Source organism: Desulforegulaceae bacterium (assembly GCA_034006035.1).
In the GTDB taxonomy this organism is placed as follows: domain Bacteria; phylum Desulfobacterota; class Desulfobacteria; order Desulfobacterales; family JACKCP01; genus JACKCP01.
The window spans coordinates 40139-56702 of the sequence record JAVETN010000007.1; the positions used below are offsets into that span (position 1 = coordinate 40139).

Consider the following 16564-nt stretch of genomic DNA (forward strand, 5'->3'; position numbering starts at 1 on the left):
TCTTTGTGAAAGTATACTAAAATTTAAAGTATAAATTTTCCTTTGGATAGAGTTTTCATTAGGTTTTAAGCCAGATTCTTCTCCAGGTTCCTTTATAATGGACTAAATCATTTATACCCTTATATTATACTTATGATAATTGAATTGGCAACCAGGCAAAGCTTAAAAATGTCAGTTTAAACACCTGTTTTTTATCATCATCAAAGTCAAAAAGAGTTTAATTGCTTTTAAATTATGAATAAAATAATACAAAAACCTTGCAATCATTTTTTATTTTTGTTAGAAGAATTCTGTTTTTGTCAGCGCCTGTAGCTCAGCTGGATAGAGCAACGGACTTCTAATCCGTAGGTCAGGGGTTCGAATCCCTTCAGGCGCGCCATTTTTCAAAAGCTCCAAGAGCGGGAGTAACTCAGTGGTAGAGTGCGACCTTGCCAAGGTCGAAGTCGCGAGTTCGAATCTCGTTTCCCGCTCCAAATTCCATTCTATCTAACATTAGAAAAATCATAGTTTTAAATTTTTTTATAGTTTAATGAATTATTACGAATACAATCCCTTCATTTATCTTTAATTATTGCAAATAATTAATTTGCCCCTTGCGAAAAATAAATATACAGGTTTAATCTTTAAAGACTATAAATTTTTGAACGGAGATTAAGCTGATGCAATATTTTGATTCTTTGATTTCTTCCATAGGCAGAACCTCTCTTTTTAAAATTGACCCTCTTCATTCTACAGGCAATAATGTTTTTGTTAAAACTGAATTTTCTAATCCCTTTGGGAGTGTTAAAGACAGGGCTGCCCTGTATATGATTGAAGGCGGAATTAAAGAAGGCAAAATTTATGAAGGTGTCAGGATAGTTGAACCTACAAGCGGAAACACCGGGGTCGCACTAGCGGCTTTATCTAGTATTTTAGGGTATGATATTACTCTTGTAATGCCGTCAAACATGAGTATTGAAAGGCAGAAACTTTTAAAATATTTTGGAGCAAAACTTGAATTGACAGATTCATCTCTTGGGATGAAAGGCTCAGTTGACCATGCCCTTGAAATGATAGCTGACAATAAAGCTGATTTTATACCGGATCAATTTTCAAATAAGTATAATGCTCTTGCCCATTATGAAACAACAGGGCCTGAAATTTACCAAGCTCTTGAAGGAAAAATTGCTGCTTTTATTGCAGGAGTCGGTACAGGGGGGACTATCACGGGGAGCGGCAGATATTTTAAAGAAAAAAACAAAGAAATAAAAATTATTGCTGTTGAACCGGAAAATTCTGCTGTTCTTTCCGGCAAAAAACCTTCCTCTCATCTTATCCAGGGAATAGGAGCCGGGTTTATTCCTGAACTTCTTGATACTTCAATCCTTGATGAGGTTATTGGTATCCCAGATGGAAAAGCTTTGGAATATTCAAAAAAATTGGCTTTAAAATGCGGGCTTTTTTGTGGAATTTCTTCGGGAGCAGCTGTTTATGCCTCAATTCTTTATTCTGAAAAATTTAAAAATCAAAATTTGAATATAGTTACAATTCTTCCAAGTACAGGGGAAAGATATTTAAGCACAGCTCTTTTTGAAGGCCATTGAGGCTAAGTGAATGCTGGTTTTCACCAAGAAGAGCAAGGATTAAAATATAAATCTCAATTGATTAAGGAAAATTTATCTGCTAGATTAACTTTTAAAGTTTGCCCAATTCATAGTTTATCCAAAGGAATGGGTGAAAAGACAGTTTCAGTTTATAGACCAATCAATAATAATCAACTTTGGAGAGCAATTAATGAAGGCTGAACTTGTAAATCCTTTTATAACAGCAACAATAAAAGTTCTTGAAACAATGGCTTTTATCACAGTAATACCTGGGAAACCCTATCTTAAAAAAGAATTTACAGCAACTGGAGATGTAAGCAGTATAGTAGGGCTTACTGGTTCGCCAAGCGGTTCATTTTCATTAAGTTTTGAAAAGAAAATTATTTTAAAAATAGTTTCAAATATGTTTGGTGAAGAAATAACAACTTTTAACGAAGATGTTGCAGAAGCTGCAGGTGAAATTGCCAATATGGTTTCTGGTCAGGCAAGACAGGAGCTTGAAGCTGGTGGTTTTCTTTTTGACGGTTCTATTCCAAGTGTTGTTACAGGTGAAAACCATGAACTTCGTCATATCACCGAAGGCCCAAAAATTGCAGTCCCTTTTCAGGAAAAAGAAACAGAGGGGCGGTTTACCCTGGAAATTTGTTTTGAAAGTTAATTGATTGTTTTCAAGTTCAACAAATCAAGAATAGAATTCAGTTCTTTTTTTTGAAAATTATCCATAAAATTAATATATTGTTTTGACTCAACTAGGAGTTTTTTTAGATCTGCTTTTATAAAGTCAAGTTCTTTCCAAATTGAATTGTTTTGATCAAAAAGCTCTATTTTTTTCCAGGCAGATGATTTTATAGGGGAAAAGCAAATTCTCCATTCATTCATATTAGAATTGCATTGGTTAGCAAAATAGCTTAGATTTTTAAAATTACGGGTGGAAATTTTGCTTATATTTTTGAACTGATTGATTGTAAAAACTCTTACCTTTGAGAGATCTATTTCTATCCTTGCCATTCCAAGGGCATTTATTTCTCTTTCTTTTCTAAGTCTTAAAATATTATCAGTTTTTGAAATTGAAACTGTAAAGTTTTCAAAATCAGGATTTGTTGAAAGCCATACTCCTGGTTTTTCCATTTCGGTAAAACCAGGAGTTAAAGAGATTGTTCTTTCTTTAAGAATTTTAGATAAATTAAGTCTTGTGGTGTAGTGGAAAACATTTGGCTGATTACTCATATCAATCCTTATTAATATTTGGGGCTTGAGCTGTAATAATGTTTTGCAAATTTTATCAATTGGGTAGGAGTCATAATTTCTGTGTTATTCATTAAAAGTCCCCGCCTTTGTATATTGTTGAGGGGTTTTCTTGCAAATGAATCATCTATGCCTGAGCTTGTTGTTTCAAGAACCACTTTTAATCTGACCTGCATTGCCTGGGTGATTACAAACTTTGCATCTTCATCTTTTTTAAGATCATCAATATAATCATCAATCTTTTTTTTATTGTTTTTCAGGTAGTTTTTTGCTTCCAAGGTGCTTGGAGGTAAAGAAAAAACTTCATTTACAACAGCTGCTGCAAAAAGTCCCGGCTCATCTGTGGTTTCTTTAATTTCATCATTAATTCTTGAATAAAGCCCGAATTTAATCCGATCTATTGCTCTGTCAATTTTGTTGAAAAACTTTATTTTCTTTTTTTTTCTAAACTTGTCTAATAGCTTCATCTTTATTCTCCATAAAAAATTTATTAAAGTTTAGCTATATAAAATTTAACAATTTATCAAGGACAGTTTGCATTTTTCAGCAGAAGAGGGTTAAGTTCCTGATAAATAATTATCTTTTCAGATTAAACTTTGGGAGAGTTTATGTCCAAGAAAAAATGGTATGCAGTGGCAAAAGGTAAAAAAACTGGAATTTATGAATTCTGGTTTGGAAAAAACGGGGCAAAAGAGCAGATTGACGGATTTAACGGAGCTGTTTTTAAAGGGTTTTCCTCTTTTGAAGATGCTGAAGGTTTTTTGAATTCAAAAAATGGTTCAAGTACTTCAAATCAAAATTCAGGCTCAAAGGATTGTATTCTTGTTTATACAGACGGTGGATGTATTAACAATCCCGGGCCTGGAGGGTATGGTGCAGTTATAATTGATGGGAATAAAGTTTTTGAACTTTCCGGAGGCAGAAGGCTTACAACCAACAACAGAATGGAAATGCTTGCCTGTGTTGAAGCTCTTGGGCGTTTAAATAAAATCAGAAAAAAAATAATTTTACATACAGATTCTTCATATATAGTAAATGCCATAAATAAAGGCTGGTTGAATTCCTGGATAAAAAACAATTGGATAAAGTCTGATAAAAAGCCTGTTTTAAATTCGGATTTATGGAAAGAAGTTTATAAATATATTAAAAACTTAAATGTTGAATTTAAATGGGTAAAAGGGCATTCAGGAATTAAATATAATGAAAGATGTGATCTGCTTGCCAATTCAGCTGCTAGGAATAATCCTGTTGATATAGATGAAAATTACGAAAAAAGTTTAACTGAAAAATCAGATTAAATTGGTAAAGAGATTTTCTTAACTCAATCCAGGTTAAAATCAAACAACTTATGTTAGGTGAAATTATGACTCAAAACAAATTTAATCCAAAAAATCTTGAAAGACTTAATAATCCAAAAAGACTTGAAGATATCCCGCCAGATAAAATTATAAAAAGGCTTGAAATTGAAAAAGCTGATATAATTGCTGATATTGGTGCTGGAACCGGTTTTTTTAGTATTGCTTTTTATGAGCTTTTAAACCCTTTATCTGTTTATGCCTGCGATTTGTCTGAAGTAATGGTTCAGTGGATAAAGGAAAATGTTTCTCCAAAGTATCCAAATATTATTCCTGTAAAGTCAGAAGAAAACATTTTACCACTTGAAAATGAAATTGCAGATCTTGGTTTTATGATTAACCTTCACCATGAGCTTGATAAGCCTGATTTGATTCTTAAAGAGCTGAGCAGAATCCTTAAACCCGGAGGAAAGTTTTTTATTGTTGACTGGAAAAAAGGGGCTGTGACTGGTGGCCCTCCTCAAAAAATAAGACTTCTTCCGGAAGTAGTGGTAAATCAGGCTGAAAATTGTGGATTTGTAAAGGTTTCAGCCTTTAATGATCTGTCCAAGCATTTTTTTGTTGCAGGAGAAAAGGTGTAAAAATTTAAATTACTAAGATAATTAGGGTGTCAAAGAAAGCTAAGAGCTACTCATTGGTTGGTGTTTTCCTAGCTAAAACAACTAAGTAATTAAAAGGTATTTAAAGGCCACAGACACAGCTTTTTGTAGTACAAAAAGCAGCCGCAGAAACAAAACAGTCTGCGGTCTGGGTAGATGATTAGAAAGATGTTTTTTTATTTGGGGAGTTTAAATGAATTCAGATTTAAATATATACTGCATTTTAACAGCTGTTTTTGGTTTGATTTTTGGAGTAACATTAGTTTTTTTTATATTAAAAAGAAGGTTTAGTTTAAAACAAAATATTTTTCAAAATCAATATAATGAACTTAAATTCAAATATGAATATATGGGAAACGAGGTTAACAAAAGTCAGGAATTTATAAGTGAATTAACTAATAAAAACAGTGAAAAAGACAACCTTTACAATGCTTTAAGAGAAAAGGCAGTAAGGCTTAATGAGCAGGTTTTAATTATACCTGAATTAAAGGGAAAACTTGAAAGTTATTCTTTGCAAATGGAAGAAATAAGGCAGGATTTATCAAAGGAATCTTCTTTAAGGGCCAAAGCAGAAGAAAGAAATCAATATCTTGATAAACTGGAAATTAAACTATCAGAAAAAGAAGAAAAAATAAATTTATTAAATGAAAACTTATCTCAAATCAAATCAAATTACTCAGAGCTTTCAACAAGATTTGAAGAGCAGAAAAAACAAAATGAACAAAGATTAAAAGATTTTGAAGAAGCAAAACATAGTATGAAATTTGAGTTTGAAAATCTGGCAGGGAAAATTCTTGAGGACAAAAGTAAAAAATTTACAGATTTAAATAAACTTAATATAGGTGAATTAATCAAGCCTGTTAAAGAGCAGCTTGGAGATTTTAGTAAAAAAGTAGAGCAGATTCATATTGAAGAAATTAAGGATAGAACAGCTTTAGGCGAGCAGATAAAAAACCTTCATACTATAAATCAGGAAATGAATAAGGAGGCAAGAAATCTCACAAGAGCATTAACAGGAGACAATAAAGTTCAGGGTAATTGGGGAGAAATGATTTTAGAAAAAATACTTGAAAAATCAGGTCTTAGAAAAGGAATTGAATATGAAACCCAGGGCAGTTTCAGAGATAATAATAATAATCTTTTTCGTCCTGATGTTTTAGTTCATCTTCCTGATGGTAAAGATATAATTATAGACTCCAAAGTATCTCTTGTAAGCTACAACAGGTATATTAATTCCGTGGACGACAAAGAAAGAAGTGCAGCACTTTCAGCCCATATTTTATCTGTTAAAAATCATATTAACTCCCTTTCTCAAAAAGATTATCAATCCTTAAAAGGCATAAGATCCCTTGATTTTATTCTTATGTTCATGCCCATTGACGCAGCTTTTATGTCTGCGTTTCAAAATGATGAAAGTCTTTTTAATCTGGCTTTTAGCAAGAGAATAGTAATTGTAACTCCAACAACTTTACTTGCAACTTTAAGAACCATTGAAAATATTTGGAAATATGAACGTCAAAATGAAAATGCCAGGGAAATAGCACAAAGAGCAGGTAAGATTTATGATAAAATAAGAGGGTTTTTAGAAGATTTTGAAAAAATTGGAAGGAATATAATCACCCTTCAGTCCACCTATGAGGACGCAAGAAAAAAGCTTGTAAGTGGAAGGGGTAATCTTGCATCCCAGGCAGAAATTCTAAAAAGCTACGGAGTTCCAATTAAAAAAGAAATTTCAGCTGATATTTGCGGAAGAGATTCTCTTGAATTCTTGGAAAATTAAAACATAAGGTTGGAATTAAAGAATACTTGAAATAAAATCTGAAATTCTTTCGTTTTTCTGGGCAGATGAGAAAAATTCTTCAGGGGTTCCCTGTTCCACAAAAATTCCGTTTTCCATGAAAACCACTCTGTCTGCAACTTCTCTTGCAAATCCCATTTGGTGGGTAACAATTATCATTGTCATTCCTTCTTGTGCAAGGGACTTGATTGTATTGAAGACTTCTCCTACAAGTTCAGGGTCAAGAGCTGATGTTGGTTCGTCAAAAAGCATCAGCTTTGGCTCCATTGCAAGTGCCCTCGCTATGGCAACCCTTTGCTTTTGTCCACCTGAAAGTTTTATTGGATGGGAATCTTTTTTATCTGAAAGTCCTACTTTTGCCAGCACTTCTTCTGCAATTTTAATGGCTTTTGCTTTTGGAATATTTTTTACTGTTATAGGCGCTTCCATTACATTTTGAAGGGCTGTCATATGTGGAAAAAGATTGAAATGCTGAAAAACCATTCCAATCTCGCTTCTTAAAATTGAAATGTTTTTAGGAGTGTCTACAAATCTTTTGCCTTTTTTAAACCTATATCCCACCTCTTTATTTTCAAAATAAATATGACCTTTTTCAACCTTTTCAAGAAGATTTATAGCCCTTAAAAGAGTAGATTTACCTGACCCCGAAGGGCCGACAATAACAACTTTTTCACCCTTTTGCACATCAAGATCAATATTGTCCAAAGCCGTGAGATTTCCAAAATGTTTTGTAATTCCCGTAAGGGTAAGGAGAGTGTTTTCATCGTTTTTCATAGATTCCGACCCGTTTTTCCATATTTTCAAATATAAAAGTGAAAACTGTTGTAAATATAAGGTAGATAATAGCAGCAAGGATTAAAACATTAATATTAAAGTAGGTGTTAAAAAGCCTGTCTGCTGATCTCATAAGCTCAACCATTGATATTGTTGAAACAAGGGCTGTGTCTTTTATAAGTGCAATAAACTCATTTCCAACAGGAGGTATCAGCCTTTTGTATGTCTGTGGAATGATGATTCTTTTCATTGATTGTGAATATGTCATTCCCAGTGCTTTTGCAGCTTCCATCTGCCCTGAGTCAATGGAAAGAATTCCTGCTCTGATTATTTCAGCAAGATAGGCTGAGTAATTCACCCCAAGTCCTATAAGAGCAGCCAAAAGAGGTGATAAAGTGATTCCAAGTGATGGAAGTCCGTAATAAATGAAAAAAAGCTGGAGAAGCAGAGGGGTTCCTCTGAAAAACCAGATTATAAACCAGCATAAAGTAGAAACAGGGGCAAATCCGCTTATTCTGCCAAGAGCTATGAAAAGTCCTCCAAAAGGAGACACTGCCATAGTTACAAGAACAAGAACAAGAGTCATCAGAGCCCCTTTTAACAAAGAAGGAAAAAACCTTAATGAATCTGCAAAAAAAACAGCATATTTGGGTGCTGTTTCTCTTTGGATGGAATTTAAGATTTGTTTTGCTTCTCCACTGTGGGGATTGATTTTAAGTGCTTTTTTACACGCTTTTTCAGCAGTAGAATAATCATTTGTTATACATGCAAGCTGAGCAAGTCTTATTTTTGCTTTTACATAGTTTATAATTTCGGCTTCATTATTTTTGTCTGGATATGGAATTAAGTTTAAAGTTTCCATGGCCATGTCGAAATGTCCTGATGCAATTTGATTTTCAGCTTTTAAAATCAAAGAGTAATCATCAGCAAAACATAGAAAACTTATTAAAACAAAAACAAAGGAATAAAAAAATATTTTTACGGATTTCATAAAATTTCCCTTAAATCATCCCTGGAAAAAACATTCAGGGATGATTTAAATATAAGCTTTAGATTACCATTTTGAAGGATCAGTTATGTCTTCCCCAAACCACTTCTTGGAGATTTTGGCCATTGTGCCGTCTTTGACCATGGCATCAAGGGTTTCTTGAAGCTTTGCTCTAAGACTGTCATCGCCTTTTCTGAATGCAACACCAAAAGGCTCTTTGCTTATGAAACCTGGAAGGGTTTTGAATTTACCAAGTCTTTTTGCAACTGTGTATCTTCCCACAACATTGTCTATGATAACAGCGTCAAGTCTTTTTGCTTCAAGATCAAGAAGTGCCATTGGGTTGTCATTGTATTCCCTTACTTCTTTTGCCGGGTTTTCAAGTTTTTCAACAGCACTGACAGCAGAAGATCCTTTTTGAACTCCTAGAATCTGTCCTCCAAGATCTGCCGGAGATTTGAATCTTTTATCATCAAATCTTACAACTGCAATCTGCCCATCCATTATATAGGGCTTGGTAAAAGCAACTTTTCCTGCTCTGTCTTCAGTGATTGTCATCCCATTCCAGATGCAGTCAAATTTGTTGGCATTTAAAGAAGGAATTACTCCTGACCATGCTGTGGGCTGCCATTTGATTTCAACTCCAAGTCTTTTACCTGCCTCTTCACCGATTTCAATGTCAAATCCAGCCAGTGTTCCGTCTTCAATTGTAAAGCCCATTGGCGGGAAAGCATCATCAAGTCCAACTCTAAGAACCCCGGCTTTTTTGACTTTTTCCCAGGAACCATCTCCCGCATATGAGGTTGAAAATGCGGTAAAAAGTACAAGAACAGAAATTAATAAACGTTTCATTTTTTTCCTCCAGAAATTAATAAACTTAACAATACCCTGAAAAAACTGATTTTCAAACTTATTACCAAAGCTGTGACTGTATCCGTACAATAAATATTTCATTTAATGATACAATCAAGCATAAATGCTTAAAAGTGAAAATTCAGACAGTTTCTGTATTTAAAAAACAAAAATAAAGAACACCTGATTCAGGAATAAATTACCCGGATTTTAATCTCAATCCGTATGCAAAGCTGAACATATATTAATAAAATATTTGAGTAAAGTTATTTGTTTTACAATTGTTTTACAGATATAGATCGCCTCTTGTGGTAACCTTTGCTTGAACTTTGTCGAGTGTATTTTAATCTTTAAAAACTCAATTTAATGGATTTGGAATTTAATACAAAACTGTTTTATTGAACTCAATAAGTTGGAGAAAAATTATGTTTAGTTCAATTTATAAAAAAATAAAGGCTAGTTTTGTTTTTTTACTTATTATTTTAAACACTTTGTCTATTGGTGCAGTTTTTTACGCACTTATGCCATTTAAAATTATTTTTTGGGGGTATCCTGAAGTTTTGATCTCTCGATTGTTTAACTTTCTTGCAACTATTTGGATTTCTATCAATGGTTTTTTTCTTGACAGGATTGCAGGGGTAAAAATTAACACAGATATTCCAGATTCAATTCATACAAAAGGTTGGTATCTTATTGTGTCAAACCATCAGACTTGGAGTGATATTTTAATTCTTCAAAGAATTTTCAATAAAAAAGCTCCTTTTTTAAAGTTTTTTCTAAAAAGACAGCTTATTTATGTTCCTGTTATAGGTCTTGTCTGGTGGGCACTTGATTTTCCTTTCATGAAAAGATTTTCAAAGCAATATCTTGAAAAGAAACCCCATATGAAAGGCAAGGATCTTGAAACAACTATAAAAGCCTGTGAAAAGTTTGCCCACATGCCTGTTGCTGTGATGAATTTTCCCGAAGGAACCAGAAATAGAAAGGGGAAGGCTCAAAAAATGAACAGTCCTTTTAAAAACCTTATAAGACCAAAAGCCGGGGGATTTTCATTTGTTCTTGAGGCAATGGATGGAAAAATTGATAAAATTATTGATGTTACAATTCATTATTCTTCAAAAAGGCCTTCACTGCTTGAATTTCTTTCAGGAAGTATAGAAGATATCAATGTTGATGTTAAAATAATTGACGTTGAAGACTGGATGGTTGGAAGCTATCTTGGAGATCTTTCATATAGACAAAGAATTCAGGAGTTTGTAAATAAACTATGGGAAGAAAAGGATTTACGTCTTTCCCGTCTTTCTGGATCTTTAAAAATTCCTGAGAAAGTAGATTCAGGCTGTGATGTAAGAGAGCTTGAAAATTGATCGACGGCAAAAGAATCAGGCAGATAAACAATAAAACAATTATTAGAAGCAATGATTGTTTTATTTATTGGCTTCAGCATTCCCAAAGGACTCATTTTAACCATGCCCTGGAATATTCAATTGAGCTTGCAAACAGGTTTGAAAAGCCGCTTCTTGTTTATTTTGGAATTACAGATTCTTTTCCTGGGGCAAATCCAAGACATTATAGGTTTATGCTTGAGGGTTTAATGGAAGTTGAAAAAAATCTTTTTGAAAGAGGCATAAGGTTTGTCTGTGAGCTTAAATCTCCGGAAATTGGTGTTTTAGGTGTTTCTCAAAAGGCCTGTGCCATTGTAACTGATCGGGGATACCTTCGTATTGAAAAAGACTGGAGAAAAAAAGTATCTGAAAATCTTGAATGTGCAATGTTTGAGGTTGAAACAGATTTAATTGTTCCCCTTGAAGAGGCATCTTTAAAAGAAGAATACGCAGCATACACAATTAGAAAAAAAATCAATTCAAGGCTTTTAGAGTTTCTTGTTCCTTTGGAAGAAGAACAGATAAATATCAAATCCTCTAAATTCAAGTTTGGTGCAGAGGAGACTGTTGATCTTGAAGACCTGCTAAAAAAATATTCAATAGAAGATAACTTATCTCCTGTTGAGTTTAAAGGCGGCACTTCAAATGCCGTTGAACTTCTTGAAATTTTTATAAAAAATAAGCTTTCCCTTTATAATGATAAAAGAAATGATCCAAGCCTTGAATTTACTTCAAATTTAAGTTCATATTTACATTTTGGCCAGATTTCTCCAATTTATATCGGGTTAAGAATAGGCCAGATTAAAGGAGAGGGAACAGAGGCTTTTCTTGAAGAAATGATAATAAGAAGGGAGCTTTCCTTTAATTTTGTAAATTACAATCCTTATTACGATTCCTTTGATTCACTTCCCAACTGGGCACAAATAACCCTTCTGGAACATGAAAATGATAATCGTCCCTATATTTATTCAAAAGAAGAGTTAGAGAACTCATTGACCCACGACAGATACTGGAATGCAGCCCAACTTGAACTTGTCCTTACTGGAAAAATGCATGGTTATATGAGGATGTACTGGGGTAAAAAAATTATTGAATGGACAACTTTTGTAAGAGATGCTTTTGATACAGCCCTTTATCTTAACAACAAATACGCTCTTGACGGAAGGGACCCGAATTCTTTTTCAGGAGTGGCCTGGTGTTTTGGGAAACATGACAGGCCATGGAAAGAAAGGCCTGTTTTTGGCAAAATAAGATATATGAACTCAAACGGTTTAAAACGAAAATTTAATCCAGATCTTTATGCCGATAAAATCTACTCAATGCTTCCTTGAAGTTTCTTGCCTGATTTAAGTTTTTCAATAATTGGGTAAAGTGTTAAGTGTAACTTGACACTTTGCCTGTCTCGTGTGATATTTTGTTTTTTTATTTTGAAACTTACAAATATCCGGAAAAACAATTGAAAAAAGAAAGCCCAGATTTAAAAGGTTATCTTAAAATGAAAGATCTTAAAGAAAAAACAGGTCTTCCATCTTCCACAATAAACTACTATTTGAGAAATGAGCTTTTGCCAAAACCTGTGAAAACAGGGAAAAATATGGCCTGGTATCATCCTTCCACTGTTTCAAGAATAAATCTGATTAAAAAACTAAAAGAAAAAAACAGGCTTAAAATTTCTGAAATCAAGGAAATTGTTAAAAGCAGAAAAAAACAGGATGACCTCTATGTTATGGAGACTTTGCATGAGTTTGTCTTTGGAACAATTTCTGAAAATTTATATGATAGAGAAAGTTTTTTAAAACTTACCTCCCTTAAAAAAGAAGAACTTGAGTTTTTAATTGAACAAGAGCTTTTAATTCCTGCTGCAAATGAAATGTTTGATGAAACAGATCTTTTCGCTGCCAGTGCGTTTTTAAGGCTTAAGGAATTTGGGATTGAGCCTTTAGAGCTTGTTTTTTATGCAAAAGCAGCAAAAGTTGTTGCAAAAAATGAAATGCTTTTGAGAAAAAAAATTACCAAACATATATCAATGGAAAAAAATGCGGAAATCACCCTTGAGCTTACTGACATTGCCAGAAAATTCAGGACATATATTTTTGAAAGGGCATTCCATCAAAAAGTTCTTGGAAATAAAAAACCTAAACCTAAAAAATGAGTTTCAATTTGATTGTTTTTATTTTTACTAAATTGGAAGTCTCTTAATTTTTTAGGCCAAAACTAAGAAGGAAGTTATAAAATGAAAATTCTTTTTGTAAACGGAAGCCCTACCAAAAAAAAGGGAATGACAGACATTGCTGTTGATCTTTTAATTAAGGGAGCTGAAAGTGCAGGGGCCCAGGCTGAAAAAATTTATCTTGCAGATAAAAAAATAAATTATTGCACAGGATGTTTTTCATGCTGGGTTAAAACTCCAGGTATCTGTATGTTTAAGGATGATATGCCTGAACTTCTTGAGAAAATTAAAAAGGCTGATATTCTTGTTTTGGGGACTCCTCTTTATGTAGATGGAATGACAGCCCAGACTAAAACCTTTGTAGACAGGATTATCCCTCTTGTGGAGCCTGAGTTTGAATTGGTTGACGGCCATTACAGGCACGCAAAACGACTTGACTCTGTGCCAGATATTGCTCTTTTAAGTGTTTGCGGTTTTTATGAGCTTGATAACTTTGACGGTCTTGTTGATCATGTAAAAAGAATTTCTAAAAATTTTCGTTCAAATTATCTGGGTGCAGTTTTAAAGCCGTTTTCATACTCACTTGCAATGGATGAACTTGTACCAGATCATGTTAAAGAAATAAAAGATGCCTTAATTAAGGCCGGAGCTGAACTGGCTGAAAAGAAAAAATTTGACAGCAAAACTCTTGAAAAAATTGCTTCCCAGCCTTTTAAGTCAGAAGACGCACTTAACGGAGCCAATATGTTTTGGGATGCTTGCAGGAAAAAGAAAGAATTTCTCTATCATAAGTAATTCAGTGAAAATTTAAATTTTATTTTAGCTTAATTGAAAGGTTTAATTTTTATGATATCAGGAGTGTTTTGAAGCATAAATTTTATATTTGACTTAAGAAATTTAAAAAGTATAGTTTTGTTTTTTTGAAAAAAACTATCTTGTTTCTCTTACAATCCTGAACCCAATATAATTTCTTTTTACCTTGGGCCCGAAAAAAAATCTTTTTGCGGCCCTTGCCATTTCAGCACTATGTACAAAAGACCCGCCTCTGAGTATTTTTTTCTCACCTTTTTTGCCAAGAGGATCTTTTATTCCATCAATATAGGTTTCAAGTGAGGCCATTACATCTGTTGTAAATAAATGTTTCCATTTTGTTGAGTCAAGGCACCATTCCATTACATTTCCGTGCATATCATAAAGCCCGAATTTGTTTGGTTTTTTAAGTCCAACAGGTTTATGTTTTAAATTGTAATATGGGTTTTGCATCCCTGAGTTGCCGCAATACCATCCAGCTGAATTTAGAGCTTTGTCAAAGCTGCAGTCCAAAGAGGTTCTATCCCCTGTGAAAAAGGCTGAATTTGTTCCTGCTCTGCATGCATATTCCCATTCAGCTTCAGTAGGAAGTCTATAGCTGTTTGTTCCTTCACTTTTGTTTAGTTTATTGATAAATTCAATTGCATCATTCCATGAAACGTTTTCTACAGGACAATCAGGTCGTTTGTTTGTGTTTGAAGAGGGGTTGTTTTTCATAAGATTGTACCATTGCTGCTGGGTGGTTTCAGTTTCTGCTATGTAAAAAGGCTTTGTTATATATACTTTATGAAGTTTTTCATCCCTTTGGTGCCCTTTTTCTTTTTTTGGACTTCCCATATAAAATTCTCCGGCAGGAATGAGCTTGAACCTAATTCCAATACTGTTTTCAAAGGCCTGGGGCTGGCCTTCAATGAAGAAGATAAAAAGGATTGTTAGGACTGCAATTAATTTAGGCATTGATAAAAACCAGAATTTAGAATTTAATCTTGGTGTTTCTATAGTATAAGTTCAAGATATTGGGATAAGTTAAAATTCGCAAGCATTTTATTTTTAGGAGGATCTTATGGGTGACAATAACAGGTTTGATCCCCGGATTGAAGAAAACTATTATGGTGAAGAATCAGTGTCTGTAAAAAAAAGCATCAAAAATTTAAAGGAAGATGATAGGATGAAAAAAATTTTAAAAAGAGCAGACTTTCCATTTTTTCTGCTTGGCGGTTTTGTTTTGATTTTGCTTATTTTTATTCTTGTGAAATTGCCCGGTGAAAACAATCTAGGCAGTGGCAGCTCTATTCCTAAAGGGGACAGTGTAAAAGAACTTAAACAAACTCTTGCGGATATAAAAAGTGAAGTTATTGAAATAAGATATAATTTTTCAAGTTCTGCTTCATCGCCAAAAGACGAGCTTTCAAGTTTTTTAAATGAAATTGACAGAAAAATTGATCAAAGATTTTTTGTAATTGAAAAAAAGATTGACGATCTAAAAGATTTGGTGGAAAAAAACAAAACAGTTTTAAATATCCCATCTCCAAAAGAATCTTCAGTTAAAGACAAAAAGCCTCTTTCTTTAAAAAAAGATGAAAGTTCTATAAAAGTGGAGAATGTAAAAAAAGTTTACCACTCTGTAAAAAAAGGTGATACCTTGTACGGTATTTCACGAAAATACAAAGTAAGTGTTGAGGAAATAAAAAAAATAAATAAGATGAAAAACAATTCTATCCAGCCAGGAGACAAGTTGCTTATTAAAAATTAAGGTTTAGTTCTTAAGCCTGAATTAAGCAAAATTAGGAAGTTTTGCTTAATTCAGGCTTTTTTAGTTAGTTGATATCACTGGGATAAGTTCAAAAAATGTTTTTTTGAAGTTTTTTGAAATATCTTAATTTAAAAACATAAAGTACTTTATTTTAAATTAGAGCATATCGGCGAAAACATGGGGAAATCTCAGTTGAATTATTTTTTTCTTTACAGTTTTTCTATCATATTCAACAGATCTCAGCTCAATTTCCATTTTTTTTTTGTTGAGTATTAAATATTTGGCTTTTTTATCTCCATCCCTTGGCTGGCCTATGCTTCCTGAATTTATTATATATCTTTTATTTCTATCTAGAACTGTAAACTTTTTAATCTGCGATTTGATTATATTGTTGTTTTCCAGGCATATGATTCCAAGTTTGTGGGTGTGTCCTATAAAACAAAGATGTTCGGGATAGTTGGAGAAAAGTTTTTTTAAACCGGAAGGCGAAAATTCAAAGATATATCTTAAAACTTTATCCGGAGGAGCACCGTGGACAAAAAGAATATTGTTTTTTACAAGGTTTTGAGGGTATTCTGAAATTTCTTCAACTGAGTTTTTAGTTAGAATATTTTCTGTAATATCAAGAGCTTCCCGAGATAGAGGATTGAACCATTTTTTTATTTCAGGTTTTAAAATCCCAAGTTCGTGGTTTCCAAGAACCGAAGGAATTGATCTTAATTTAAGTGAACTTATTACCTGATTTGGTTCAGGGCCATAGCCAATATTGTCCCCAAGACTCACAGCTTCAGATACGTTTTGTATTTCCATATCTTCAAACACAGCTTTTAAAGCATCATAATTTCCATGGATGTCTGATAGTATCGCTATTTTATCAGTCAAATCATCACCTTTTGAATTTTTTATTTAAACAAATATTTTTTATTTGTATCAGAAAAATTAGAAACAGGTTACTCTTATTGAAAATATAGATATTAAAATAAAATTTGAAATATACAGTTTTATAGCATTAACAAGGTTCTTTGGAAAAAAGTGCTTGATTGAAAAAAACAAATTTGATATTCTATTGAAAATTCACATAATTCATATACTTCATAAAGATTTTAACACAAGAAATAATTTAACCAAAACTAAAATTAAATAAGTTTGGCTTAATATTTGCAATTATATTTTTTTTAGATCTTGGAGTTGAAATTCCTCATTTGAGTAATATTGTTACTAAAAGAAGATAATAGAGAAAAAACTGAAGATA

General features: G+C 33.0%; 18 protein-coding genes and 2 tRNA genes. 13 read left to right on the top strand and 7 right to left on the bottom strand.

What is annotated here, in order from left to right; translation table 11 throughout:
- Positions 1 to 302 precede the first annotated feature (302 nt).
- From RBR53_06905 to RBR53_06925, 5 genes are all read left to right on the top strand, one after another.
- A tRNA-Arg gene (locus tag RBR53_06905) sits at positions 303 to 379 on the top strand.
- Between the two features lie 19 nt (positions 380 to 398).
- Positions 399 to 473: transfer RNA gene (locus RBR53_06910), tRNA-Gly, on the top strand.
- Between the two features lie 186 nt (positions 474 to 659).
- Positions 660 to 1583 (top strand): cysteine synthase A, encoded by a 924-nt coding sequence (cysK, locus tag RBR53_06915; protein MDY0132383.1) that lies wholly within the window; start codon positions 660 to 662, stop codon positions 1581 to 1583.
- 6 nt (positions 1584 to 1589) lie between these two features.
- Positions 1590 to 1784 carry a hypothetical protein gene (locus RBR53_06920; GenBank protein ID MDY0132384.1) on the top strand — a complete coding sequence of 65 codons (195 nt, stop codon included), beginning with the start codon at positions 1590 to 1592 and terminating at the stop codon, positions 1782 to 1784.
- A complete protein-coding gene (locus RBR53_06925; GenBank protein MDY0132385.1) occupies positions 1774 to 2241 on the top strand; it encodes a chemotaxis protein CheX in 468 nt (155 codons plus the stop codon). The genes RBR53_06920 and RBR53_06925 overlap by 11 nt, the downstream gene beginning before the upstream one ends.
- Here the strand turns inward: RBR53_06925 and RBR53_06930 are convergent.
- Both RBR53_06930 and RBR53_06935 read right to left on the bottom strand, forming a co-directional pair.
- Positions 2238 to 2810, bottom strand: coding sequence for a hypothetical protein (locus tag RBR53_06930; GenBank protein ID MDY0132386.1), 573 nt, complete (start codon positions 2808 to 2810; stop codon positions 2238 to 2240). The two genes, RBR53_06925 and RBR53_06930, sit on opposite strands and share 4 nt — an antisense overlap.
- 11 nt (positions 2811 to 2821) lie before the next feature.
- A complete protein-coding gene (locus RBR53_06935) occupies positions 2822 to 3295 on the bottom strand; it encodes a hypothetical protein (protein ID MDY0132387.1) in 474 nt (157 codons plus the stop codon).
- Between the two features lie 141 nt (positions 3296 to 3436).
- On the opposite strand from RBR53_06935, the gene rnhA reads away from it, so the two are divergent.
- From rnhA to rmuC, 3 genes are all read left to right on the top strand, one after another.
- On the top strand, positions 3437 to 4126 hold the full coding sequence (gene rnhA / locus RBR53_06940; protein ID MDY0132388.1) for a ribonuclease HI: 690 nt from the start codon (positions 3437 to 3439) through the stop codon (positions 4124 to 4126).
- A gap of 65 nt (positions 4127 to 4191) precedes the next feature.
- A complete protein-coding gene (locus RBR53_06945; GenBank protein ID MDY0132389.1) occupies positions 4192 to 4764 on the top strand; it encodes a class I SAM-dependent methyltransferase in 573 nt (190 codons plus the stop codon).
- A gap of 211 nt (positions 4765 to 4975) precedes the next feature.
- Complete coding sequence (gene rmuC / locus RBR53_06950) at positions 4976 to 6562, top strand: DNA recombination protein RmuC (GenBank protein MDY0132390.1); 1587 nt, start codon at positions 4976 to 4978, stop codon at positions 6560 to 6562.
- Between the two features lie 15 nt (positions 6563 to 6577).
- Here rmuC and RBR53_06955 read toward each other — a convergent pair whose 3' ends face one another.
- The 3 genes from RBR53_06955 to RBR53_06965 form a co-directional block, all read right to left on the bottom strand.
- On the bottom strand, positions 6578 to 7354 hold the full coding sequence (locus RBR53_06955; protein MDY0132391.1) for an amino acid ABC transporter ATP-binding protein: 777 nt from the start codon (positions 7352 to 7354) through the stop codon (positions 6578 to 6580).
- Positions 7341 to 8345, bottom strand: a complete 1005-nt coding sequence (locus RBR53_06960) for an ABC transporter permease subunit (GenBank protein ID MDY0132392.1) — start codon at positions 8343 to 8345, stop codon at positions 7341 to 7343. Before RBR53_06960 ends, RBR53_06955 begins: the two co-directional genes overlap by 14 nt.
- A gap of 63 nt (positions 8346 to 8408) precedes the next feature.
- On the bottom strand, positions 8409 to 9194 hold the full coding sequence (locus RBR53_06965; protein ID MDY0132393.1) for an amino acid ABC transporter substrate-binding protein: 786 nt from the start codon (positions 9192 to 9194) through the stop codon (positions 8409 to 8411).
- Positions 9195 to 9619: 425 nt separating this feature from the next.
- Between RBR53_06965 and RBR53_06970 the strand changes: the two genes are divergently transcribed.
- The 4 genes from RBR53_06970 to RBR53_06985 all read left to right on the top strand — a co-directional run bounded on the left by RBR53_06970 (position 9620) and on the right by RBR53_06985 (position 13544).
- Positions 9620 to 10561: an acyltransferase gene (locus tag RBR53_06970; protein MDY0132394.1), complete on the top strand. Its 942-nt coding sequence runs from the start codon at positions 9620 to 9622 to the stop codon at positions 10559 to 10561.
- Positions 10558 to 11910 (top strand): deoxyribodipyrimidine photo-lyase, encoded by a 1353-nt coding sequence (locus RBR53_06975; GenBank protein ID MDY0132395.1) that lies wholly within the window; start codon positions 10558 to 10560, stop codon positions 11908 to 11910. The genes RBR53_06970 and RBR53_06975 overlap by 4 nt, the downstream gene beginning before the upstream one ends.
- A gap of 125 nt (positions 11911 to 12035) precedes the next feature.
- A complete protein-coding gene (locus RBR53_06980) occupies positions 12036 to 12731 on the top strand; it encodes a MerR family transcriptional regulator (GenBank protein ID MDY0132396.1) in 696 nt (231 codons plus the stop codon).
- Between the two features lie 81 nt (positions 12732 to 12812).
- Positions 12813 to 13544 (top strand): flavodoxin family protein, encoded by a 732-nt coding sequence (locus RBR53_06985; protein ID MDY0132397.1) that lies wholly within the window; start codon positions 12813 to 12815, stop codon positions 13542 to 13544.
- A gap of 135 nt (positions 13545 to 13679) precedes the next feature.
- Here the strand turns inward: RBR53_06985 and RBR53_06990 are convergent, their stop codons facing one another.
- Complete coding sequence (locus RBR53_06990; GenBank protein ID MDY0132398.1) at positions 13680 to 14516, bottom strand: formylglycine-generating enzyme family protein; 837 nt, start codon at positions 14514 to 14516, stop codon at positions 13680 to 13682.
- A 106-nt stretch (positions 14517 to 14622) separates the two neighbouring features.
- On the opposite strand from RBR53_06990, the gene RBR53_06995 reads away from it, so the two are divergent.
- Positions 14623 to 15312, top strand: coding sequence for a LysM peptidoglycan-binding domain-containing protein (locus RBR53_06995; GenBank protein MDY0132399.1), 690 nt, complete (start codon positions 14623 to 14625; stop codon positions 15310 to 15312).
- Between the two features lie 156 nt (positions 15313 to 15468).
- Here the strand turns inward: RBR53_06995 and RBR53_07000 are convergent, their stop codons facing one another.
- Positions 15469 to 16194: a metallophosphoesterase family protein gene (locus RBR53_07000; GenBank protein MDY0132400.1), complete on the bottom strand. Its 726-nt coding sequence runs from the start codon at positions 16192 to 16194 to the stop codon at positions 15469 to 15471.
- Positions 16195 to 16564 lie beyond the last annotated feature (370 nt).

Bases quoted from the DNA above. Each gene is read 5' to 3' on its own strand.
- cysK (MDY0132383.1), top strand. From the start codon at position 660: ATGCAATATTTTGATTCTTTGATTTCTTCCATAGGCAGAACCTCTCTT.
- RBR53_06925 (MDY0132385.1), top strand. From the start codon at position 1,774: ATGAAGGCTGAACTTGTAAATCCTTTTATAACAGCAACAATAAAAGTT.
- RBR53_06930 (MDY0132386.1), bottom strand. From the start codon at position 2,810: ATGAGTAATCAGCCAAATGTTTTCCACTACACCACAAGACTTAATTTA.
- RBR53_06935 (MDY0132387.1), bottom strand. From the start codon at position 3,295: ATGAAGCTATTAGACAAGTTTAGAAAAAAAAAGAAAATAAAGTTTTTC.
- rnhA (MDY0132388.1), top strand. From the start codon at position 3,437: ATGTCCAAGAAAAAATGGTATGCAGTGGCAAAAGGTAAAAAAACTGGA.
- RBR53_06945 (MDY0132389.1), top strand. From the start codon at position 4,192: ATGACTCAAAACAAATTTAATCCAAAAAATCTTGAAAGACTTAATAAT.
- rmuC (MDY0132390.1), top strand. From the start codon at position 4,976: ATGAATTCAGATTTAAATATATACTGCATTTTAACAGCTGTTTTTGGT.
- RBR53_06955 (MDY0132391.1), bottom strand. From the start codon at position 7,354: ATGAAAAACGATGAAAACACTCTCCTTACCCTTACGGGAATTACAAAA.
- RBR53_06960 (MDY0132392.1), bottom strand. From the start codon at position 8,345: ATGAAATCCGTAAAAATATTTTTTTATTCCTTTGTTTTTGTTTTAATA.
- RBR53_06965 (MDY0132393.1), bottom strand. From the start codon at position 9,194: ATGAAACGTTTATTAATTTCTGTTCTTGTACTTTTTACCGCATTTTCA.
- RBR53_06970 (MDY0132394.1), top strand. From the start codon at position 9,620: ATGTTTAGTTCAATTTATAAAAAAATAAAGGCTAGTTTTGTTTTTTTA.
- RBR53_06985 (MDY0132397.1), top strand. From the start codon at position 12,813: ATGAAAATTCTTTTTGTAAACGGAAGCCCTACCAAAAAAAAGGGAATG.
- RBR53_06990 (MDY0132398.1), bottom strand. From the start codon at position 14,516: ATGCCTAAATTAATTGCAGTCCTAACAATCCTTTTTATCTTCTTCATT.
- RBR53_06995 (MDY0132399.1), top strand. From the start codon at position 14,623: ATGGGTGACAATAACAGGTTTGATCCCCGGATTGAAGAAAACTATTAT.